The 23,157-nt window shown below is 58.7% G+C and carries 12 protein-coding genes and 2 pseudogenes; 8 read left to right on the top strand and 6 right to left on the bottom strand.

Going from position 1 to position 23,157, the window contains the following annotated elements:
- Positions 1-70 precede the first annotated feature (70 nt).
- Both OC610_RS05470 and OC610_RS05465 read left to right on the top strand, forming a co-directional pair.
- On the top strand, positions 71-982 hold the full coding sequence (locus tag OC610_RS05470; protein ID WP_264426908.1) for a LysR family transcriptional regulator: 912 nt from the start codon (positions 71-73) through the stop codon (positions 980-982).
- Positions 983-1,092: 110 nt separating this feature from the next.
- Positions 1,093-1,653 (top strand): annotated as a pseudogene (locus OC610_RS05465) (NAD-dependent epimerase/dehydratase family protein); the annotation flags it as partial.
- Between the two features lie 199 nt (positions 1,654-1,852).
- Here OC610_RS05465 and OC610_RS05460 read toward each other — a convergent pair.
- A complete protein-coding gene (locus OC610_RS05460; protein WP_264426907.1) occupies positions 1,853-3,298 on the bottom strand; it encodes a SulP family inorganic anion transporter in 1,446 nt (481 codons plus the stop codon).
- A 3-nt stretch (positions 3,299-3,301) separates the two neighbouring features.
- Positions 3,302-3,637 (bottom strand): hypothetical protein, encoded by a 336-nt coding sequence (locus OC610_RS05455; RefSeq protein WP_264426906.1) that lies wholly within the window; start codon positions 3,635-3,637, stop codon positions 3,302-3,304.
- Between OC610_RS05455 and OC610_RS05450 the strand changes: the two genes are divergently transcribed.
- From OC610_RS05450 to OC610_RS05425, 6 genes are all read left to right on the top strand, one after another.
- Entirely contained in the window at positions 3,636-4,985 is a 1,350-nt protein-coding gene (locus OC610_RS05450) for a GntP family permease (RefSeq protein WP_264426904.1), read from the top strand. The two genes, OC610_RS05455 and OC610_RS05450, sit on opposite strands and share 2 nt — an antisense overlap.
- Positions 4,986-5,006: 21 nt before the next feature.
- Positions 5,007-5,867 (top strand): MurR/RpiR family transcriptional regulator, encoded by an 861-nt coding sequence (locus OC610_RS05445; protein WP_264426903.1) that lies wholly within the window; start codon positions 5,007-5,009, stop codon positions 5,865-5,867.
- Position 5,868: 1 nt separating this feature from the next.
- On the top strand, positions 5,869-7,335 hold the full coding sequence (locus OC610_RS05440) for an N-acyl-D-amino-acid deacylase family protein (protein WP_264426902.1): 1,467 nt from the start codon (positions 5,869-5,871) through the stop codon (positions 7,333-7,335).
- 141 nt (positions 7,336-7,476) lie between these two features.
- Positions 7,477-7,845 carry a VOC family protein gene (locus OC610_RS05435; RefSeq protein ID WP_264426901.1) on the top strand — a complete coding sequence of 123 codons (369 nt, stop codon included), beginning with the start codon at positions 7,477-7,479 and terminating at the stop codon, positions 7,843-7,845.
- 81 nt (positions 7,846-7,926) lie between these two features.
- Positions 7,927-8,172 carry a FitA-like ribbon-helix-helix domain-containing protein gene (locus OC610_RS05430; RefSeq protein WP_264426900.1) on the top strand — a complete coding sequence of 82 codons (246 nt, stop codon included), beginning with the start codon at positions 7,927-7,929 and terminating at the stop codon, positions 8,170-8,172.
- Positions 8,169-8,585, top strand: a complete 417-nt coding sequence (locus tag OC610_RS05425; RefSeq protein WP_264426899.1) for a type II toxin-antitoxin system VapC family toxin — start codon at positions 8,169-8,171, stop codon at positions 8,583-8,585. The genes OC610_RS05430 and OC610_RS05425 overlap by 4 nt, the downstream gene beginning before the upstream one ends.
- 34 nt (positions 8,586-8,619) lie before the next feature.
- On the opposite strand, the gene OC610_RS05420 is transcribed toward OC610_RS05425, so the two are convergent.
- The 4 genes and pseudogenes from OC610_RS05420 to OC610_RS05400 form a co-directional block, all read right to left on the bottom strand.
- Entirely contained in the window at positions 8,620-11,442 is a 2,823-nt protein-coding gene (locus OC610_RS05420) for an RHS repeat domain-containing protein (protein ID WP_264426898.1), read from the bottom strand.
- Positions 11,439-15,926 (bottom strand): SpvB/TcaC N-terminal domain-containing protein, encoded by a 4,488-nt coding sequence (locus OC610_RS05415; protein ID WP_264426897.1) that lies wholly within the window; start codon positions 15,924-15,926, stop codon positions 11,439-11,441. The genes OC610_RS05420 and OC610_RS05415 overlap by 4 nt, the downstream gene beginning before the upstream one ends.
- A pseudogene (locus OC610_RS05405) lies at positions 15,919-20,452 on the bottom strand (Tc toxin subunit A-related protein). The gene OC610_RS05415 and the pseudogene OC610_RS05405 overlap by 8 nt, the downstream one beginning before the upstream one ends.
- Before the next feature lie 29 nt (positions 20,453-20,481).
- On the bottom strand, positions 20,482-23,016 hold the full coding sequence (locus OC610_RS05400) for a Tc toxin subunit A (protein ID WP_264426894.1): 2,535 nt from the start codon (positions 23,014-23,016) through the stop codon (positions 20,482-20,484).
- Between the last annotated feature and the right edge of the window lie 141 nt (positions 23,017-23,157).

The raw sequence follows: 23,157 nt of genomic DNA, 5'->3' as shown, positions 1-23,157 counted from the left end.
AGCGGGAGCAAGCTCCCTCGCCACAAAAGCATCCTTCACATTGGATGTGCATTCCATCGAGAGGATGTCTGTGAAAGCCAGATCCGACGAGTTGCAGATCTTCGTCTGCGTGATCGAAAGCGGGTCGATTTCCGCCGCCGCCGAGCAGGTCGGGCAGACGCCCTCGGCGGTCAGTCGCACCTTGTCGCGCCTGGAAGCCAAGCTCGACACCACGTTGATCAACCGCACCACACGGCGCATGGACCTGACCGAAGAGGGCAAGTATTTCTTCGAGCAGGCCAAGGGCATCCTCGACCAGATGGACGCATTGGAAGAGCGCTTGTCGTCCCGCCAGAAGAACCCTGCAGGGCGCTTGCGGATCAACGCCGCATCGCCGTTCATGCTCCACGCCATCGTTCCTCACATCGACGAGTTCCGCACGCTCTACCCGGACATCCAACTGGAGCTCAACAGCAACGACTTGATCATCGATTTGCTCGAACAGAGCACGGACGTGGCCATCCGCATCGGCACCCTCACGGACTCGACGCTTCACGCCCGTTCGCTGGGTTGCAGTCCGTTGCACATCCTGGCCAGTCCGGCTTACTTGAAGGCGCATGGCACGCCCACCAGCGTCGCTGAACTGGCGGAACACTCGCTGCTGGGGTTTGCCCTGAACGACGGGCTCAATCAATGGCCGCTGCGCCACACCCACGGCGATCGCTGGCCGATCCAGCCAGCCATCAGCGCATCCAGCGGTGAAACGGTGCGTCACCTGGCGCTCGAGGGGCAAGGCATTGCCTGCCTGTCGGATTTCATGACCCGGGATGACATCAGCGCCGGTCGCCTCAAGGTGTTGCTGGCCGATGCCAATAGCGGCTATCGCCAACCGATCAACGCGGTGTACTACCGCAACTCCCAGTTGGCCTTGCGAATCCAGTGCTTTCTGGACTTCATCCAAGGCAAGCTCGCCGAATACGCGTCGCGAGACTTCAAGGGCTGATTCGTGACTTCAACGCAAGAGTGATTTGGGCCATGTGGGCTGTTTCGGCAAGGACGGGCCCTCGATACTCGTCCCATCACTTAGCTTGCCAAGGAGTCATTCATGAACGTAGCGATGATCTCTACTACGAAAGCAACCTGCCACAACCCACCGCCGACAAGACTGCACGTGTCGCCATCGACAATCTGATCCTTGAAGCGGCCAGGCACGGTGTGAACTCGGCGGTGATCTGCAACACCTTGATCTATGGCCACAGCCTGGGCGTCAAGCGTGACAGCGTGCAACTGCCGCGCCTGCTCAAGCAGGCCCGTAAGAGTGGCGTGGTGCGGCATGTCGGGCCAGGGCAGAACATCTGGTCCAACGTGCACATCGAGGATGTGGTCGAGTTGTACACGCTTGCGCTCAGCCGTAACCGGCCCGGCACGTTCTACTTCGTTGAAAGCGGCGAAGCTTCGTTTATCGAGATGACCATCGCGATGGCCCGGGCGCTGAATCTTGATGCGCCACAGGGTTGGCCGCTGGCGGAAGCCGAGGCCGAATGGGGGTATGAAATGGCCAACTATGGCTTGGGCTCCAACAGTCGTGTGCGCGGCACGAATGCCCGTGAGTTGCTCGGCTGGACGCCGAAGCGGACGTCGGTGGTGGAGTGGATTCTTGAGGAGATGGTGTGAGTCACACCGGTAATGCCAGCGCAATCAGGCACCTATGTGGGAGCGAGCCTGCTCGCGAATGCAGTCTGCCAGTCAACGCTGATGTTGCCTGGCCCTACGCTTTCGCGAGCAGGCTCGCTCCCACATTTGACCTCCGACAATCACTTGGTCTCCGCCCACCCCAAACCCCCTGTGGGGGCGAGCTTGTGTCGGCATGGTGTCAGTCGTGCTGCACACCCGCGCGCTTGAGCATTCGCTTGCACCGCTCCGACAGGTGGAACACGCGCAGATGTTTGCCGGCCTTGCTGTAGCGTTCGCGCAGGGTCATCAGCGCGGCGACGGCGGAGTAGTCGACGAAGCGCAAGTGACGGCAATCGACCGTTACCAGGGCCGGGTCGTTGGCCGGGTCGAACTGGTTGAGGAACTGGGTCGTCGAGGCGAAGAACAAGGTGCCATGCAAGTGATATAGCTTGCTGCCGTCCGTCTCCATATGCGCGTCGGCATACAATTCCCGAGCTTGTTGCCAGGCGAAATTGAGCGCCGCGATGATGATCCCGCACACCACCGCGACGGCCAGGTCGGTGAACACGGTGATGATCGTCACTGCAACGATGACCAGCACATCGTTCGTCGGCACCTTGTTGACCACCCGCAGCGAGGCCCAGGCAAACGTCTGCTGCGACACCACGAACATCACGCCCACCAGCGCCGCCAGTGGAATGCGCTCGATCAGCGGCGACAGGAACAACACGAACAGCAAAACCATCACCCCGGCCACCACGCCCGACAACCGTCCGCGTCCGCCCGAGCTGAGGTTGATCATCGTCTGCCCGATCATGGCGCAACCGCCCATGCCGCCCAGTAGCCCGGAGGCCATGTTGGCCGCGCCCAACGCCACGCATTCACGGTCCGGATACCCACGGCTCTCGGTGATTTCATCGGTCAGGTTCAGGGTCAGCAAGGTTTCCAGCAAACCGACCGTCGCCATGATCACCGCGTAAGGCGCGACGATCTGCAGGGTTTCCAGGTTCCAGGGAATGTCCGGCAGGGCAAAAACCGGCAAGCCGCCAGCGATGTGCGCCATGTCGCCCAGCGTCCGAGTCGGCAGGCCAAGCAGATAGACCGCCAGGCCAACGCCGAGGATCGCCACCAGGGCCGGTGGCACGCTGCGGGTCAGGCGCGGCAGCAGGTAGACGATGGCCATCGTCACCGCCACCAGGCCGGCCATCAGATAAAGTGGCGTGCCGCTCAACCAGGCGCCGTCGCGCTTGAAATGCTCCAGTTGCGCCAGCGCGATCACGATGGCCAGGCCGTTGACGAACCCCAGCATCACCGGATGCGGCACCATGCGCACCAGCTTGCCCAGCCGCAACAGCCCGAACGCCATCATGATCAGCCCGCCCAGCAGCACGGTCGCCAACAGGTATTGCACACCGTGCTGGACCACCAGCGCGACGATCACCACGGCCATCGACCCTGCCGCCCCCGACACCATCCCGGGCCGACCGCCGAACAACGCGGTCAGCGTGCAAATGATGAATGCGCCGTACAGCCCCATCAGCGGGTTGAGGTGGGCCACCAGGGCGAAGGCGATGCATTCGGGGAGCAGGGCGAAAGAGGTGGTGAGGCCGGCGAGGGCGTCGGCGCGAAGACGTGCTGGTTTCATGGTTTACCTGACTGGGCGCCGATGGAGCGTCGGCTGCCGGGGAAGCGGTGTAAAAAACAGGTGCGGATGGTACGGAATTGAGTGCGGGGCGGCCAGCCGTTGGTCGATTGGGTTGATGAATCTGGGGCTGCTGCACAGCCCAGCGGGAGCAAGCTCCTTCGCCAAAAGGGCGATGAAAGTCTTGCCCTGAATTTTCATCAGCGCCATGTCGCGATGTCCATCAGCGACATTTTTTGTCTGTGCGCGAAAATTACTTTCAGTGGGTTTGAAGATTTTACGTCGAAATGATTTATGAGTTTCACAACACATCGACGTCACCCCATTCGAGGAGTCACGCATGGCACCTGCTTTCGGTTATTGGCTGTTGGTCTACGCGGCCATCGCGATTATCGCGTTGATCGTCCTGATTGCGCGCTATCGGCTCAATCCGTTCATCGTGATCACCCTGGTGTCCATTGGCCTGGCGCTGCTGGCCGGGATGCCGCCCTCGGGTGTGGTGGGAGCTTACGAGGCCGGTGTCGGCAAGACGCTGGGGCACATCGCGCTGGTGGTGGCCTTGGGCACGATGCTCGGCAAGATGATGGCCGAGTCCGGCGGGGCCGAGCGCATGGCGCAGACATTGATCGAACGCTTTGGCGAGCGCAACGCCCACTGGGCAATGGTTTGCATCGCCTTCCTGGTGGGGCTGCCGCTGTTTTTCGAAGTCGGTTTTGTGCTGTTGGTGCCCATCGCGTTCACCGTCGCCCGCCGTGTGGGCGTGTCGATCCTGATGGTGGGGCTGCCGATGGTCGCCGGCCTGTCGGTGGTCCATGCCTTGGTCCCGCCGCATCCGGCGGCGATGTTGGCGGTGCAGGCGTTCCAGGCCTCGGTGGGACAGACCTTGCTGTACGCGATCCTGATCGGCATTCCCACCGCGATCATCGCCGGTCCCCTGTACGCCAAATTCATCGTCCCGCGCATCCAGCTGCCCGCTGAAAATCCGCTGGAGCGGCAATTTCTCGACCGCGAGCCACGGACCAATCTGCCAGGCTTCGGCATAACCCTGGGGACGATTCTGCTGCCGGTGATCCTGATGCTGATCGGCGGCTGGGCCAACCTGATCTCCACGCCGGGCAGCGGCTTCAATCAATTCCTGCTGTTCATCGGCAACTCGGTGATCGCCTTGCTGCTGGCGACCATCCTCAGCTTCTGGACCCTCGGCCTGGCCCAGGGATTCAACCGTGAATCGATCCTCAAGTTCACCAATGAATGCCTGGCGCCGACCGCCAGCATCACCTTGCTGGTCGGTGCCGGCGGCGGTTTGAACCGGATCCTGGTGGACGCCGGGGTCACTCAGCAAATTGTCGGCCTGGCCCAGGAGTTCCAGTTGTCGCCGCTGGTCATGGGCTGGCTGTTCGCCGCGTTGATGCGCGTTGCCACCGGTTCTGCCACGGTGGCCATGACCACTGCGTCTGGCATCGTCGCTCCAGTTGCGATCGGCTTGGGTTATCCCCATCCGGAACTGCTGGTGCTGGCGACTGGCGCCGGGTCGGTTATCTTTTCTCACGTCAATGACGGCGGCTTCTGGCTGATCAAGGAATACTTCAATATGACCGTCGCGCAAACCTTCAAGACCTGGACCGTGCTAGAAACGCTGATCTCAGTGATCGCATTCGCCTTGACGCTCGGGCTTGCGCGTGTGCTGTGACCGCCATTGCAAGGAACCGTCATGGACATCCTCTACCAGATCCGCTCCCGCCAGGATTCCTTCAGCGCCGGCGAAGGAAGAATCGCCCGGCTGATGCTCGACGACGTAGGATTTGCCGCCTCCGCCAGCCTCGACGAACTCGCCCAGCGCGCCGAAGTCAGCAGCGCCACGCTGTCGCGCTTTGCCCGTACCGTCGGTTGCCGTGACCTGCGGGATTTGCGCTTGCAACTGGCCCAGGCCAGCGGCGTCGGCAGCCGCTTCCTCGACCCAACCGGCGCGCCGGAACAATCGGCGTTCTACGGGCAGATCGTCGGCGATATCGAGACGACGTTGCGCCAGCATCTGTCGGGCTTCGAAGAGTCGCGATTCGGCGATGCGGTGCGGATGATCGGCAAGGCACGGATGATCCACGCATTCGGCCTCGGTGGCTGGTCGGCGCTGTGCGGCGAGGAGTTGCAAGTGCGGCTGGTGCGTTTTGGCTACCCGATCGCCGCCTGCCGCGACCCGGTGATGATGCGTATCACCGCCACCTCGTTGAGCGACCAGCATCTGGTCATCGCCTGTTCCCTGACCGGCATCACGCCGGAGCTATTGAGTGCTGTTGAACTGGCCCGCAGCTACGGCACCCCGATCCTGGCCATCACCCGCGCCGACTCGCCACTGGCCCAACTGGCAGATTGTGTGCTGCCCCTGCAAGGCGCCGAAACCTCTTTCATCTACAAACCCACGGCCGCGCGCTACGGCATGCTGCTGGCCATCGACGTGCTCGCCACCGAGTTGGCGCTGGCCCACCCCGAAGACAATCAAGAGCGCCTGCGGCGGGTCAAGCTCGCCCTGGACGATTACCGTGGCGGCGACGATCACCTGCCGCTGGGAGACTGACATGTTGTACGACACACTTATCCGCAATGCGCTGGTCATCGATGGCAGCGACACCCCCGGCTACCGCGCCGACGTAGCGATCCGCGGTGGTCGCATCGAACGCATCGGCGAGCTGCACGAAGCGCGCGCGCGGGAGGAAATCGATGCCGCCGGTCGCGTGCTGGCGCCGGGCTTCATCGATGTGCACACCCACGACGACACGGTGGTCATCCGCCAACCGCAGATGCTACCCAAGCTCAGCCAAGGCGTGACCACAGTGATCGTTGGCAACTGCGGCATCAGCGCATCCCCCGTCAGCCTGCGTGGCGATCCGCCAGACCCGATGAACCTGCTCGGCACGGCCCAGGCGTTCGCCTACCCGCGCTTTGCCGATTATCGCGATGCGGTGGAAGCCGCGACGCCGGCCGTCAATGTGGCCGCGTTGGTTGGTCATACGGCGTTGCGTAGCAATCACATGGACGATTTGCTGCGCACGGCCTCGGTGGGAGAAATCACTGTCATGCGTCAGCAACTGCGCGAAAGCCTGGAGGACGGTGCGTTGGGTTTGTCCACTGGCCTGGCTTATGCCAACGCTTTCTGCGCAGCCACTGATGAAGTCATGCAACTGAGCGAAGAGTTGGCCGCGTTCGGTGCTGTGTACACCACCCATTTGCGCAGCGAATTCGAACCGGTGCTCGAAGCCATGGACGAGGCTTTCCAGATCGGTCGACATGCGCAAAGTCCGGTGATCATTTCCCATCTCAAATGTGCTGGCGCCGGTAATTGGGGGCGTAGTCCACAGGTGCTCGCCGCGTTGGAAAGCGCGGCTCAAAACCACCCTGTCGGTTGCGATTGTTATCCCTACGCCGCGAGTTCTTCGACCCTGGACCTCAAGCAAGTGACCGATGCCCATCGCATCACCATTACCTGGTCGACGCCGCATCCGCACATGGGCGGTCGAGACCTGACGGACATCGCGGCTGGATGGGGCGTGTCGCTCCTCGAAGCTGCACGTCGCCTACAGCCAGCGGGTGCGGTGTACTACGGCATGGACGAAAGCGACGTAAGACGAATTCTCGCGCACCCGTTGTCCATGGTCGGCTCCGACGGCTTGCCTGAAGATCCGTTTCCCCATCCTCGTCTGTGGGGCGCTTTTCCGAGGGTGCTGGGGCATTTCAGTCGAGACGTTGGGCTTTTTCCGTTGCACACCGCCGTGCACAAAATGACCGGTCTTTCCGCGGCGCGCTTCGGCCTGAAGGACCGAGGCGAAATCCGTGAAGGACACTGGGCGGACCTGGTGTTGTTCAATCCAAAAACCGTTCGCGACGTCGCAGATTTCAACACGCCACAACGGGCCGCCGAAGGCATTGATGGGGTGTGGGTCAATGGCGTCCTGAGTTATCGCGAAGGGCGAGCGAACGGCAAAAGGGAAGGCCGTTTCCTGGCGCGCGAAGGCGATCTGCGCCGGGGATTCCAGTCCACTGAGTAGTGTTTGAATGCACGCAAGCGCCTGACATTGCCTTAATTGGCGCCACAATAATGGCACTGCGACACTAAAGAACCTGAACTAAAAGCCGAAGCAGTGGGTTCAACCCATCTAGACTGGGTCTTTTCAGCCAGGGAGCAACCCATGAGCTTCGGTAAAATCACTCCAATCCTGCGGATCTTCGATGAAGCCAAGGCGTTGGCGTTCTATGTCGACTTCCTGGGCTTTACCGTCGACTGGCAACACCGCTTCGGTGACAACTTCCCGCTTTATCTGCAAGTCTCCCGGGGTGACTGCGTGCTGCACCTGTCCGAGCACCATGGCGATTGCACGCCGGGCTCGGCGCTACGAATCGAGACCGATGAGCTGGAAGCCTTCCAACAACAACTGATCGCCAAGCAATACCGCTACGCCCACCCACAGATCCAGGCCATGCCCTGGGGGAGCCAGGACATGGCGATCAGTGATCCGTTTGGCAATCGGTTGGTGTTTACCAATGTGATTAACGTCTGAACCGTTTGGCTACTCCTTCGGTCCTGCTGACGCAAGGTGTGTTAGCCTCAATCAATGATTTCATTGATTGCAGGAGGCATCATGGCCAGCATCACGATTCGAAACCTTGACGACCAGATCAAAGAACAACTGCGGATAGCCGCTGCCCATAATGGGCATTCTATGGAAGAAGAGGCCCGGTTGATCTTGGGAAAGGCATTGGCCTCTGTTGATCGAGCAGGAGGTCTTGGCAGCCGGATCCGCAACAGATTCAGCGCAAGCGGTGGGGTTGAGCTCGATTTTCCTTCGCGACAGGAGAAAGCGAAGGCGGCGGATCTTTCCGAATGATCGTGCTCGATACCAATGTCCTGTCAGAGTTCATGCGGTCTGAGCCCAACGCTAGAGTGTTGGCTTGGATCGACGTGCTGCCAGCGATGGATCTTGCGGTTACTGCGGTGACCGTGGCGGAAATACTCCATGGCATTGCCCGACTCCCATCCGGTAAGCGCAAACAAAAACTTGAAGCCCATGCGATGGCAATGTTCGAAGAAGACTTCGTTGGGCGGATATTCCCGTTTGACGCCTTTGTCGCTGTTGAGTACGCGACACTGGTGGCGAACTGCGAAGCAAGGGGACGGGCGGTGTCGATGGCCGATGCGCAGATCGCGGCTATTTGCCGGGCTCATGGCGCTTCGATTGCGACTCGAAATGTCCGGGATTTTGAATTCTCCGGGGTTGAGGTGATCGATCCATGGAGATGACGACCACCTCGTCTGGTCATACTACCGTCGAACGCTACGGCGAGAGCCGGCCCAAGGATTTGTTGTGTTCGTCAAGCCGGAATAGAAGTTCTCGCCCGCGTTGTATCGTTGCGCGGGTTTTATGAATCTCATGCTGTATTTCCGAGCGACGTAATGTACCGGCTTGCGCCGTGCCTATGTCATTTGTCATCCGATCCAGAGTTTGATGCAGAAATCCTTTCGTACCCTTGGCATAAAACTCCTCGACACCAAGCTTGGAAAACGCGGCATTGATGGCGGCAGCGTCATGGGCCAGGTGTCCGTCGAGTTCAAGCAGCGCCGCGTCCAATCGTTTGATCTTCTGTGAAGGCACACCATTCGAATTTTTGGTGGCCTGGGTCGACGCTTCGAAATTTGCAATCCACGCTCCGGGAACCTGCAGCACTTTGGTGAGCATAAAATTGGTTACCGCCAGCGAGATATTCTTTTGCCCTGTACTGGTACGTGGATTCAGATCCTTTAACGCTTTATGCGATTTTGCATTCAGGTTGTAAAAGGCTGTTCTGCCTTCATGCTCGATGTCCTCCGGGTCCAATCGACTGGTTTGTGGATATATCGATACTGGAAGGTGGCGTGTCGCTTCTATTTTGTCGGCGACCGAATCAATCGTCTTAGCCGTGGCGCTCCTGACCACCCAGGCGCCGATCAACCCGGCGGGAGCCGCAACGATGCCTGCCGCTAACGAGAGCAGATTCCTGACCCCGTTGTAAGCGTAAGCCTGAAAGGCTCGTTTGGTGATGTCCTTGCTGCTCGTGCTGTTGTAGAGCTGGTAGTTCAGCGTGCCAACTCTTTTGTTTACGGTGGATAAGATATCCGGGTAGGCCGCTATTTCTTTTTTGATGTTGGATTCTTCTTTGTTGTGGCCAAGCGGGTCGGTGTAACGCAGAGGATTATTCCCAACCATGCAATACAAGTTCAAACCATCAACCGCCCCCGCCGGGTCGGGACTGATCCAGCGTTGCAACCACGGCGCGTAGTACCGATGCCCGTAGTAATACAACCCACTGGCATCGCGCTCCTTGCCGGAATAACGAATGGTCCGGTAATCGGCTTCAACAGCCGAACGGGATGCCACCCAAGCGGTTCCTCCATAGGGCAGATAACTTTCCTGGCTGATCAGGTCAGCCTTGTCGTCAAGTTCCAGTGAGCTGGAACCCAGATGATCACCAAGGCTATAGCGCAGTTGATTGGCCGCGATCCTGGACGGTCGGCCTTCGGTCCAATGCAGGTAACGCACGCTGCAACGTCCGGCTTGCAGGGTGATGATCTCCAGGCGTTCGTTATGACGGCTGCGGATTTCGAGACCCGGCAGGTAACGGACTTCCTCGGTGTGGTTCATCGCCGTGGTATGGGTCGTCTTGACCTTGCGCACGCGTTGGCCGCTGCTGTCGTAGCCATAGCGCTCGATGTCATCGACACCGCCTTCACGCTTGACCAGCACCACGCTGTCGAGTTGGTTGCGGCTATTCCATGTCAGTGCCAGGCCTGGGCGTAGCGCCCGCAGGTTACCGTTGCTATCGAAGTCCATCCTGGTTGTGTCGTCGCCCTGGCTCCAAGAGATGAGGCGATTGCTGTCGGCGCCAGCGTTCAATGTGCGGGTGAAGTTGTTCCCATCACGGACATGGCGAAGTTCGATCAGGTTGCCACCGTCGTCGTATGTGTATTGCTCGGCATAGTTGAACAGTTGCGTGTGATCGAATGGGATCGTGCCGGCGGATGGAAGAGCGGGAGGGCGGCTCAGGCCTGCCGCCTCACGCCCGGTGGCGCTGGTCAACTGGTAGAGGCTGTCGTAGGTGAAGGTACTGACGGCTTCGACCAGTTGGTTGCTGTTGAATCGCTCCGGTTGGGCTTTGTCGGTAATTTGAGTCACGTTACCCACCGCATCGTAGGCGTAGTGGAGGTCTTGCAAGGGTTTGCCACGCGCCGATGCACTGAGCGAGGTCAGTCGCCCGCTGGCCGGGTCGAACACCGCACGACTCGTCACGCCATTGCCGGCGGTTTGGGATTCGACCTGGCCAAACGCGTTGTAGACGAGATCTTTCACGATGGTTTTCCTGGTCTCGATCCCCTTTATCCTCAGGCTTACGGATTTGAGCCGTCCCGCGATATCGAAAGCGTGGTGCTGTTCGTGTTGTGCCGCATCGGTCTGCTGGATGATTTCCCCCTGTGCGTCATAGGCCCAGCTCGTTTTGTAGCCTTCTCCCTTTTCAAGCAGACCATCGCGATCTTTCTCATCGGCTGGCCAGTCAGGTTGTGTAACGTCAACTGGAAAGTGTCTCGTCTGGCTGCGTGGTTTGCCGCATAAAGCATATTCATCGACGACCAGGGTACCCGCGCTGTCATCGTGGCGGATCAGCGCACCGCACCGATTGAGCTTCGCCGATGCCGGCGAGTTGTCGCCATAGGACAGCCGCTCCACTGTGCGCAGTGCTTGTCCTGCGGCTTGCTCCTCGATGGAGGTCAGTCTCAGTTGGTTGTCGTAGGTCGATTGCCAGTGATGCCCTCGCTGATCCCAACTGCGCAGGATTTGTCCCGCGTCGCCGGGTAAGTTCAGGCGCCATCCAGCGTCGACACTGTTCACTCGCAGTGGTTTGCCGGAGAGGCTGTAGACGCTCGCAAGATTGGCGTCGGTTGCGTTGGCAAGCCGAGGGTCGCGCTGGGCGACCAACCGTCCGGCAACGTCGTATTCCTGCCGGTTGTCGCGTGTCTGGGCCCTTGCGCCTTCTTTGTCTCGGCAGTAAGCCACTTGGCGCACCGGCAGACCGCGGCTATCAACGGCGATGATGGAGGGCGTCTTGCGATGAAGGCGGGCGCTCATGCTTCACCTCCGGCGGTGGCCGACTGTTCGGCCATGACTTCTTCCAGCGTGTCATTCTCGTCCTCGTCCACCCTGTACCAGGGATGACGAGTGTGTCGCCGCATGAAGGAGAGGCCGGCTTGGCTGGCCAGGCGCGTAAGGGTGGGGCGTCCCAAGGCGTCGTAGAACTGCCGGTCGCAATGACCGGATAATCGCAATGACACATCGTTTATGCGTCGATGCTGATCGGCGAAGTACGGGCGGTAGATGCGAATCGCCAAGCCCTGGCTGTTGTATTCCACCCGTTCGCTGACACGCCAGCGTTTCGCGGCGATCCGCTCCTGGGGCTTCCCATCTGTCAGCGTCAGGTCGCCCTTGGTGTCGACGACGTAACCCATGCCCGGTTCGACCAGTTGCTTGCTTTGCAGTGTTCGCCCGAAGCCATCGAAGCAGGTGATGGCGATGCGGATTTGTTGCTGATCGTCATCGGGGTAGCGGTCGGCGACCAGTGTGGCGATGTGCACCGGTTCACGCGTCGCGGTATCCAGTTGGTGTTTCAGCTTGAGGTCGTCGGCAGAAAATGTTTGCAGCTCCGACAGCCGGGCTCGAGCCGATGCGCAGATGTGCCCGGTAGGAAGCAGGTCGCCGTTACTCACGCAACGCGCCAGCCAGTTGGTGTCCGCTAGCGCAGCCCCCGATACGCAACCCATCCAACTGAAGGGCGCGTAATACAGGGCTGTGGCGGCGTCCTGCAGGGCTTCCTTGCTTTGGCTGATCGCCTCTGCCGGGCTGCTGAACGGTGGCTGTTTGAACAGCGCAATTGGCTTGAAACCTGTGGGCACCAGTTGCTCATCACCATAAGACGAGGTGGCCAATATTTGGCCAAAAGCATCGATCAGGCTCTCCTGAACATTGCCGTTGGGGTCGGTGATGCGTCGGGGCTGTAGTGAGCGGTAATCGTAGCTCGCCTCGGTGACGCAGCCATCAGGCAGCTGGTACCGGGTGACTACACAGTGATGGTGGTCGTGGCTGATCTCGATCACGCCATGGCTTTCGCTCGGCCGTAGGGTTCGGATCTTGTAGAACCCTTCTTGTCGGGCATAGGTCACGAAGCCGCTTTTGACTGACCAGAGTCGTATGGGGCGGTTGCTCGCGGGAAGAAAGTCGGCCATGCGGTGATAGTGATTGCGTTCAAGCATTCGTCCTTTGGGGCGTGTTTCCTGGGGTAAAACATGAAAGGCCTTCAGAGCGATTTCATCCAGCTCGGCCGTTTCCAGATGGTCGGGCAGGGCCTGGAAGTCCGCGACGCCGTCCGCCAGGGTGATCGCGCTCGACGCGTGTTTGTAGCGCTGCACGGACAGGCCGGTCAGCGCGCTCTGGTTCGTCCAGGTTGTTGTTTTCACGCGCTCAATGAGTGTTTCGAACGTCACGTCCTCGGGCGCCAGCCCATCGACCTCAGGGGCCTTGGGCCAGCGCAACGCCTGGGTGCGCTGGCGATACGGCAGGCCCAGCCGCCACGCTTGGGACGCCGGCAGGTGGATGAATTCGGCACGGGTTTCGTTCAGGTAGTAGAACTGCTGCGCTGGATCATGAGCGTCGCGCCACCATTGTTGCTGCTCGACGTCGTTGAACGGTGGCGTATCGTCGACGGTTTTCCTGCGGGCGTAATGGATGTCCAGGCAGTGAGTGAGCGCGCCGAACCGGTCATGTTGCAGGTTCAAGGTGTGCTGGCATTGTGGGTCATCGGTCACGCCTTCGTATTGATAGGTGATGGACTCCAGCGGCAGCGGGAGCATCCGGGCGTAGGCCCGATTGCCCCCCGGCGCTTGCAGCAGGCGTACCCGATAGCGGTGTTCCAGGACCGAATAGAGGGTCCTGGTTTTGCGGTGTCGATCGACACCGAATGTCTCGCTGCGCAGCACATGGCCGATCAGGGCGTTGGCCATTTCGACGCGGGTGGCTGGGGCTGGGGCGACCACGGTTGTGTCGGTCCCGGTTTCGTCCTGGTATTGGCAGAGCAGTGCCTTGCCCAGCGCGATCGCGTGCGGGTCGTCCTTGTTGTAACCGAGGCGGGGCATGTCTACTGATCGCCCGGTGTGAAACCAGGTCTTCTTCCGGCAGGGCATCGTGAAGTCTTGGGAATCGGCATCGTCGGGGTTGGTTTCATTGTCGGTTTCCAGCAGCAGGCCGAAGCCGCGAAACTCCCGTTCGACGCCGTCGTAGTAGCCTTGCCGATAGGCAAATTTACGGCTCAGTCGATTGCCGGTGATTTCATCCAGCCGGGTATGGCTCGAAACCAGATGCAGCGCCATGGGCATGTGACAGGCCAGGGGCTTGTCGGCTCCGGCGCTGGCGGCTTTTTCATCCAGCCATTCCTGCACTGAGCTGCGGTAGCCGAGGGTGTCGGTGACGCCCATGTTGTTGTGGATGCCGGTGAGCAGGTACGGTTTCGCGTCGACGAAGTCGTAGCGCCAATGTTGCGGCGTGATGTGCGGCACGCTCAGAATCAGGCTGGAGCAGCCGAGCCCTTGCAGATCGGCGATGCTCACCTGGCATAGGTTGTCGTAACGCAGGCCGGAGGGCCAGGGCAGTGCGCGCGCAGGCTGGAAACCATGACCGCCGCTGTTCATGAAAATCAATGCCCGGTCGGCCTGTAGATAGAGCAGATCGACGGCACCGGAGCCATCCAGATCAGCCAGGCGGATACGCGAGGCATCGAAGGTTTCATAGGCCAGCCCGGGAAAATCCAGCACGATGCTCTTGCCGAAACGCCCGTGGCCCAGGTTTGGCCAGCATCTGACTTCGTTATGACGAATGCGCACCAAATGCTGTTGGCCGCTGCCCAGCACATCGCTGAACGCCACCAGTTCGCTGGGCCCCGCGCGCAATACCGCCAGGGCATCGTCATCCGCGTCGCGAGCGATTTCCAGCGGGGCGGCAAAACCAAGCTCCCGCTGGTTAACGTACAGGCGAATGCTGCGTGGACCGATCAGCGCCAAGTCGCCGAGCCCTTCGCCCGTCAGGTCGGCCAACTGCCCATGTGGGCTGAAAAAGTCAGTTGGAAACGCACTGAACATGACGAAATCCGACCAGCTTCGATCAGCGCCGAGGGAGAAATAGCCGCTCAATCCCGGTTGCGCGACAAGCCAGTCCAAGCGACCGTCACCTGTCAGGTCGGTCAATGACTGGTGCACCGGTTTCGTACGGTCGGCAAGCGGGATCTCGGGAAGCTTTCGCGACGGCGCGTAGGTCACTTCGTTGCCCTTGGCCTTGGCCCGCACGGGTTCGCGATAATGCCAGCCCGTGTCGCTTTGATAGAGCACACCCGGCAAGCCCTCGCTGTACAGGTCCACCAGTTGATAGCGGTGACCGTCGTTGAGTCCCGGCAAATCTTCAAGGCGTTGCCAGGCGTGGCTATCCAGCCGGACCTTGAATTCGCTGTAGCTGAATTCGATGGGGGGCCGGCTGCCAGCGACTGCCCCGTCGCCAAAGGCCTGGTCATGGGCGGCGCTCAACTGCTGATAACCCAGGGATGTCTGGCGATAATCGAGTAACAGGCGCCGCACCAGGACCGGGGCTGCCCCCAGTTCCTCGGGGAAATAATGGAACATCAGGACTTGGCGGCACAGGCGTTCGGTGCGCAGCTCAAAACCGTAGGCGAAGCTGGAAAAACCATCGCTACGAGTTGCCCACTGCTGGCCTTCATAGTGCGGTTTCTGTTCGTAGGCGGTGGTCCGTTCGCCGTAGTCGAACACCAACTCGAAGTGCCATTGCACCGACGTGAGTCGGTCTGTGTTCCATGAATAAAGGTGTGGGTCGGCTTCGAAATTGCCATAGCTCACCCGGCTCAAATAGCGCTGGGCCGTTGCGTCTGCCTTGTAGCGGTAGAGGATGTGCTCGCCCAACGCGTTCAGGCTCTCCTCCAGCAACCATTCGCCGACACGGCTCGTATCCAGGCGATCGGCTCGGCGCGAGGCAGGGTTCTTGCCGAACAGATGCAGGCTGCCATCGGCACCGTGTATCAGCCAGAAGCCCGTCGTGTCGTCGGGTGAAGACCAATGTTCGATTCGGTCGAAGCTGCTTTCGATCCGGGGAAAATACCGGGTGACGGTGTAGGTCGTTCCCAGGTGCAGATCGTTGTAATGGTCGATGGGGGTTGAGAGGATGACGTCTTGCAAATCTCGCTCGGGCAGCCAGACCACTCCGCTGGGACCGACGATTTCGTCATCCGCGATATAGGCCGGCACCCCCTTGCTGGTGCGTCGCGCGACGCTGGGCAGCGACAGCCCCCAGCCGATGCCGAATACGCCGTTGCCAAGCGAGCTGGCATAACCCAGGGACAGGGCTGGAGAAAAACCGCGTCCCGGCGAAATCGGCAGTGCGATTTCATAGGCCGCCGTACCGTGGGCGCCGATGTCGGCCCAGCCTTTACCGATACTTTGAATGGCGCCGCCGCCCTTGGGCAGTGACGGCGCGGTGACAGGCAGGAGGGAGTGTTCAGTCATTGCGAACCTCCCCGACCCTGGCCGTATAGCCCACATGGAGGATGACATCAGTCAACGATTCCAACAGGTCTTTTTGTGCTTCAGGATTGGGAAAGGCCAGTCGCCACTTGGATGCAGCACCGGTGTACTCGAACGGCAGGTAACGTTCATCGTTGAAATTCAGGGTAAACAAGCCGTTGTCATCGACACCGGTGGAGAGGGCGATCTGTTGGTTGGCGCGCCAGCCCTTCATGACCTGGGTTGGATCATCAGGAGAAATGCACACTTCACTGGAGGTTTGGGTCAGCGTGGCTCGGATGTTTTCGTAGGGACCGACCACGGCCGGCAAAGAAACACTGATGGTTTTGATCCGTCGCAGGTAGTGTTTCTGATCCTTGTAGTCGTCCTCGAACAATACGTGGGGTAGCTCGAACTCGCATTGGCCTTGCTTCAGGTCATCATGAATTTCCGGCCATGGTTTGTTGATCGCCGAGCCTGTGGTCTGGCTCTTCAATTGGCGCAATGAAATCGTCTTGCGGATCTCCAGTTCTCGCACGTTACGGCGCAGATATTCGGCCTGCATGTTCAACAGGCCGAGTTTCAATTGCTCCCCTGCTCCCAACCCTCGATAGGTGGTGTTCCACGCGCCAGGTTGGATAAATCGCCTGCCGAAGTCTGCAATTTCGTATTGCCAGGCACCCTCGGCGGCCAAGCATAGCGACAGGGTGGTGTCGTAGGCTTGGCGATAGAGCACGGCAAACTGGCCGTTCAGCCATTGGTATAGCTGTGCCTTGGTAAAGCGTTTGCTGAGAAAATCGTAGTTGGCCTTGGTTTGGCTCAGGGTTGATTCGGCCAGACGCAGTTGCAGGCGAGTGGCGGTTTCCTGCTCGGAAAACTGCGCCAGTTGTGCGTCAATCTGGGCCAGTTCGAGACGTGATTGATCATGGTTGTGTTGCCAATCCTCACGACGGCGATCGAATATGGCTTGGCGGTCGAGGTCGGCCGCTACCGTGCGGTTTATGATCGCGGCGTTATGGGCGGCCGCAGAGGCCGCGAGCGCCGGTCCCTCCCAGCGGCTGCCGCCAAAGCTGAGGCCCGCGACGTTTGGAGCCAGCATCAGTCCCCCTGCCGCAACTTGGAAGAGCAGTGCAGCAGCCTCACACGAACCGCTGGATATAGAGAACCCACTGACGGCTATTTCCTTGAAACTTAGATCATCGTCCAACAATTTTTTGTAGTGGTTTTCGCGGTGTTGAGCAATTGCCTGGCTGGCGAGCAGCGCCTGGCGGTTCTGACGATCAATACTCAAGGCTTGGCGTTGCAGGTCGACCGAAATTTTCGCCAGGTTCCAGGCTTGCTGCTGTTGCAGCTTGGAACTGCGCCTGCTCCTTACGCTCGATCAGCGATAGCAGCACGGCGCCAAATTGGCTGAGGCTTTCCACCGCGCCCAGCGCTTGGCTGTGCATGACCGAGAACCGATAGTGCGGGATAGATGTGGTCGGTAATCCTTGAACCGTATTGTTCGACGTATTCAGTACGGAGGCGCTGAGCAATGCGCGAGGATCCAGCGGGACAGCAAATACCGGGAGGTGCAGCGGCTTGCCGGCGATGTCGAGGTTGTGCCGCAAGTTGTGCAGGCGGCTTTCAGCCACGTCCCAGCATCGGAGCAACTGCGGGTGGAATGGCAGGCGCAAATGCGGGCTGTCGATGGCTGGCAAGGACGCCTGTGAGTTTCCCTCGCGAACCGTCAATGAAGACTGGGGATAGGCGACTGAACCTTCATATGTACGCAATTTTTCACTGGTCGCTTCGCTCAGCGTTTGCAGCTTGATACTTGCCCAATGATCGATCGGTTGAACGATCGGGCGTGGTCCCAGCAGATCCAACACCCGCACGTACCACAGCTTTGCCTCGCTTAGGCCGTCAGGGGTCAATTCGCGGTAGGCGGCGTCGCCTCGATTGATCAGGATGTCGAGGTACAGGAAGTACAGTGCTTTGCGAAAGTGCACTGGATGACTGAGTGCAATCTGATGAGGGTCGTGGGGTGCTTGGTCGGCATACGACGGCGTGCTGCTATCGAGTAAAGGAACGGCCTTCCAGCAGCTTTCTTTGCCGAGACCTGGGTCAAAGAGACGGCGCAACCAGCGCTCGGCTTCCTCATAACGCTGTTCGGCGTTCAGGCGATGGGCGACCAGCCATGGCAAATGAAGGAACAATTCGGTGAAGTAACGGCCGTAGGGTCCGTGAAAGTCCATCTGGTTGTTGTCGCTGCCGGGTATGGTCGGTTCCGGCAGGCGTTGTGTTGTCCGGTTGAATAGCTCATCCAGACTGTTCTCGGTACGGCGAATCAGCTCTGGAGCGAACAGGGTGTTCAACCTGATCGGTTGACGCTTTACGTCGTGGCTTTCACTCGCCGAATTAGTGAAGTCAATGTATTGGGCGGCCCCCAGGCCGGGTGTTGATCTACAGATAATGTTCGGCAGAGGCTCGGAAGTGACGATATTCACTTTGATGGCTTTAAGGGCTGAGGATATCTTCTTGCCTGGTTTGCCAGGGAGGACCAGCGCTACGCCACAAAATAAAATATCCCCATCACTGATGTGACTTCCGTCCAATGTATGGTCGAACGAATTCGACAGCTGATAGCTTGCAGGAGATTCGGCGATCGTCGTCAGGTTCTCGTACGTTATAGCTTTGGATGTGTCTGTTCGGCAGAGAATTATATATCGAATATGTAGTGGTCGAATTAACTCGAGGGTCGGTGAGGCAAAGTCGTAGCCGGAGGGGGAGTTTATCGGGTTAAGTTTCATGTCTATAGGTGCGAATTTATTGTTACTCTTGCTTGCGCGCAATCCTGAGTTTTCCAGATATCGTAAAGCGTCTGTTGAAATAAACCGTCCTTCAAGATCTGTCTCGTCGTATAAGCTGAAGCCGGAGTGGCTTAAGTTATTTCTGAGAACGTCGGTCAGACCGCCGAACGACAACGTGTGAGTTTGTCCGTAGGCTAAGTTGGGGGCGGTTACGAAAACCTCCGAACCCTCCCCTAGCTTTACATAAGTTGTATTCGGAAGGTCACCGGCAGGAATTGCCAGAGAAAGTTGAATCATGGATGCAGATAGACTGGAAGAGATTCTGAAAATCGTCTTTCGGGACTCGGATACTTCCGAATCAGGCGTTGTAGACAAGCGTAGCGTAAGAGAAGTTGACTTCGCATTATCGATAGTCCCTACGATTATATCTTCCTGGTAAGAATGAGTATTCGACATGGAACGGCTCATGCCTGTGGGCAGGGGGGCATCCGAGTATGTAATTTTTAATGGCAGAGACCGTTGCGCCTGGAATCGGAAAGTAAGGGGGCCAAGGTGGTGTTTTTCATCGGAGTCGCACTGGGCGTGTTCTTTTTTTGCCGTTTCCCCGGTGGTGGCTAAACGAGCCCGAGCGCTATGTAGGGATTTATCAATATAGGTTGTGCTGATGAAAATAAAATCATCGGCGGAAAGTAGAAGGGGCGCTTCTGGTTTATAGGCACACAAGGCAAAAAAGAGCACGTCGCTTGCGTCTTTGCGATGGGGTATCGCAACAGTGCCAACCAAAGGCCTGATCCCATCCATGCCTGCTCCCACAAGCGCTTTGTCGCTGCAATATCCTTGCAGGCCAACTCGTGGGGCACTCCAAATGCCATTCTGTTTTTTAAAGCAATAGCTCAAGCGCAGTAGCGGATGATTCACTTTGGATGCCGTGGCATCGGCGCTCGAAGGAGCGCTGGAGGCCGACGGATCTTGATGAATGCATTCCGCCCAGACAACGAACAGACGATTGTTGAACCAGACAGGACGAATCGAGTGCTCCACCGCACTGTCGGGAATGGGCACGTCGGCTTTTTCCCAGTCCGACCAGGCAAGCGGATCCGGCTGCGTACCGCCCGGCGGCCGTTGCGCCATGTTCAACGAGCGCCAGAAATAGGTATTTTCGGTTCGGGATTTGGCGATGAAATAGTAGGTGCTGTTAGCGAAGTCTCTACGGTCAATGTAGCCATTGAGAACATTCAGGTTGGCGATTTCTTCGAATCGAGTCAGGTAGGCCATGACCGCCGATTGAACCGCTTCAGGCTGGATCCGGTTCTGGTTGAGGTCGTTTTCCAGTTGCTGGAAATTGTCGCTTTTGTTGTTCCTCAGGGTGGGGTCCAGGTAACTCGCCGGGAAATAAAGCAGATTTTGATGAGCCGCCCAGATGGGGTATTGATGCATCTCGTTGCGCCAGGTTTGCAGGTGCTCGGGCGTGATGCTTGCCTGATCGTAGCCGGGCTCAATGTTCATCAGGATGCGATTGATGTATTGCTGAAGGCTGGCTATGGCGCATGCGACAGGCGTGGTGGGCACATCCTGGCTGACCAGCACGTCGAGTAGCCAGTATTCATAAAGGTCTCGGGCAGTCTTGAGTCGCACTGTTCCTGGCAGGCTTTTGCCCGGCGAGATCTTGTGTAGGTAGAACGCCAACTGCGCATCACGCAGGCTTTCATCCAGCTGCTTTTTCATGGCAACGGTCATATTCAATCCTTGAATAAAAAATGTACGCTTCAATGGCTCGCAGCGATCAGTCCTTCGCCGACGATTTTCCAATCCTCGGTCGGGCTGTTGCCATTGAGTGCGGCGGCCTTGAGCAGCAGGCTTGCCGACAGGCCTGTATTTCTGCAACACGCTTGGCAACGCATGACCCAATCCACGTCTTGCATCGTGGTGGCGCGTTTTGATGGCAGCGTCGCTGTCAGGCAACTCACCTGCTCAATGTTCCAGCCCAGCAGGTGGGCCAACAGTCCGTTGGCTGCCTCCGCTGAATGTTGCGGCGAGTCTTGGTTCGCGAGTTGGAAGTAGTGCAACAGGTTTTCTTCTGACTGCGCCTGATGGCGTGCGCAATGAGTGAACCGTTCGACTAAGTACAGCGTTTGGGGCGTAAGCGCTCCTGAACTGTTCGTGGCTAACCACGTGGGATGGTCCATCAATACCTGGAGCGTGCTGCTGCTCAAATGCAGTTTCTGGCAGGCGTCGGCGGTGCGAAGCACGTGGGCCAGTAACGGGGGTGTTTTGCCGACAGTTGCGATGATGTCGTTGACCAGTTCCGTGGCACTCGTGCCGGCCATTTTCATCACGCTGGGAAGGTATTCAGCGGACAAATCCGCCGTATCGTGCAGCAATGTTTCTACCAGGCGTTGGTGGTCGTTGGTGGATAGGGCCTGCTCTCGAAGTGCGGCCAATCGCTTTTCCAGCTCCTGATTCAACGGTAAGTCGTGTCCGATAGTTTCGAACAGGCGACACCACTGCAGCACATCGAGGTGGTTTTGCTTGAGCCACTCCACTGCCCAATCCATCGCCATCAATACGTCGAGAATGTCGGGGTCCGTAGTGGTCAGTGCTCCCGTCACCAAGGCCCGACAGAACCTATCCCCTCCCAATAGCCGTGCAAGTTCCATGCACTCAAGAGGCGACAGGCCAAACATCCGTGCGATGCGGGCTTGGCGGTAGAGCGAGGAGATCGTCGGCAGATCGTTTTTCAGCGGCAGGTACTTTTTAGTCTGTTGCACAAGCAGCAACAGCGCGTCTTCCGTGAGGGCAAGACCCAGGCCCGCACTTAGATAACTGAGCGTATTGAGGTCTGCAGTATCGAGGTCCGTCGCCAGCGTCCTCCACCTAGGGCTTTCGAGCAGACGGGTGCGATTGAATACTTGGTCAAACAACGAAACGCGTTCTGCGCTGGCCCAGGTCGGCATTTCATGCAGGAGCGAGGCGAACTCTTCTGGCGTGATGCCATGGCGCCGCATCATGTACTGATAGACCCCAAGCGCCCGCAAGCTATTGTCGCTGAGCGTCATTGCAGTGTTGTCTTCCGAATGCATGACATTGACGAGCAATGTGTCCAGTTCGGCAAAGGGAATGCCGGTCCATTGCTGCAATCGGACCATTCGCTGCATGCGGTCGAAACGTTCGTAGGACTCGTTGCTGAACTCTTGTCGGGTAGTTTGGGTTTCAAGCACCAGGGCGGGGGAAGCGTAGGGGCCATTGATGTAAGTAGCGCTCTGGCGGTTGCGAGTTGAGGGCGGGATATTGGTCGAGGCGCGAGGGCTGTACCTGCCATGCCCCAGTAGCTGCTCGACCTGTTCCGTCGACAGCCCGGTGCGCTCCTTGAAGAATTTTAGATAACGCAGGTCTGCGACATCTTCAGTGCCATAGGCTTCTTTCAGGGGATCGAGATCGTCGTCGGAAGCGAGCGGTTCGAGCAGGAGTTTATGTTGCTCCGGACTGAGCCCTGAAAGCAGTTTTTGAGCTTCGATACGCGATTGTGAAACGTCCCCGTACGTTGAGCCGTCCTGGCAAAACGGCAGCTTTCGACTGATCCGGTAATTCACTTCGCCCAATGCCGGTTTGCCTGCGCTCAAACCAAGCAGGCATTGGTGATGGTGAAGGTCATAGGGCAGTGAAAAGGGATAGTGTGCGTTGGCCAATGCCTGATGAACGGTTATGTCCTCATCAAGACTGTCCTCGATATGGCTGCGCAACGTGTCGTTGACGAGGTTGAGCATTGGGCGTGGAACGAAGGCACTGTGTGGATCGAGCATCAATGTGTTGAGGTCCGGTCGACGCTTATCCAGGGAGATCTTATGTGCGTGCGTGGAGCTGTTTTCCAATTGCCTTGCAAACAGGTACAGCGCACGCAGGTAGGCCACGGGCGAGTCGATCGCCGCGATGTCACCGTCCGTGCAGAATTGATCCCAATTTTCCTGGAACAGCGCTTGATAGCTGATCGGTTCTGGTGTTGGGTCTGAATCCAGGCTGCGTCGGATACGGGGCCTGGTGTCGCTGGAGGAAAGTTGATGTTCTAGGTACAAGCGGCTGATCCGTCGGGCGTGGCTCGACGCGTTGTCATAGGCCTGCTCGGCATTTGCATCGCAGTACCTGGCGACTTGCTGGGCGAACTGCGCCTTGCCCATGCGCATGATGTCGAACACCGATGTCACGCCCATTTGTTGAAAGGCGGTTTTCAAAGCGGTGTTTGTGGCGTCGTCACCGTTGTGGGAGCCAACGAGCCTGTGCAGCAGCGAGTCGTTGCTTACGTCCATGTGTTGCCATCTCCTGTGCGAACGGAATGTGCTTGTCCAAGCGAAAACCGTACAGGAACGGGCAGAGCAAGGCGGTAGGACAGGGATGGGAGATATGTACGAAAGGGCGATTTGTAGGCTGCGCTGAAGCAATCCTGTGGG

The sequence above is a fragment of the Pseudomonas agronomica genome, from assembly GCF_025917275.1.
GTDB classification, from domain to species: domain Bacteria; phylum Pseudomonadota; class Gammaproteobacteria; order Pseudomonadales; family Pseudomonadaceae; genus Aquipseudomonas; species Aquipseudomonas agronomica.
Note: the sequence above shows the minus strand (reverse complement) of the source record. Positions and strands in the feature narration are given on the sequence as shown.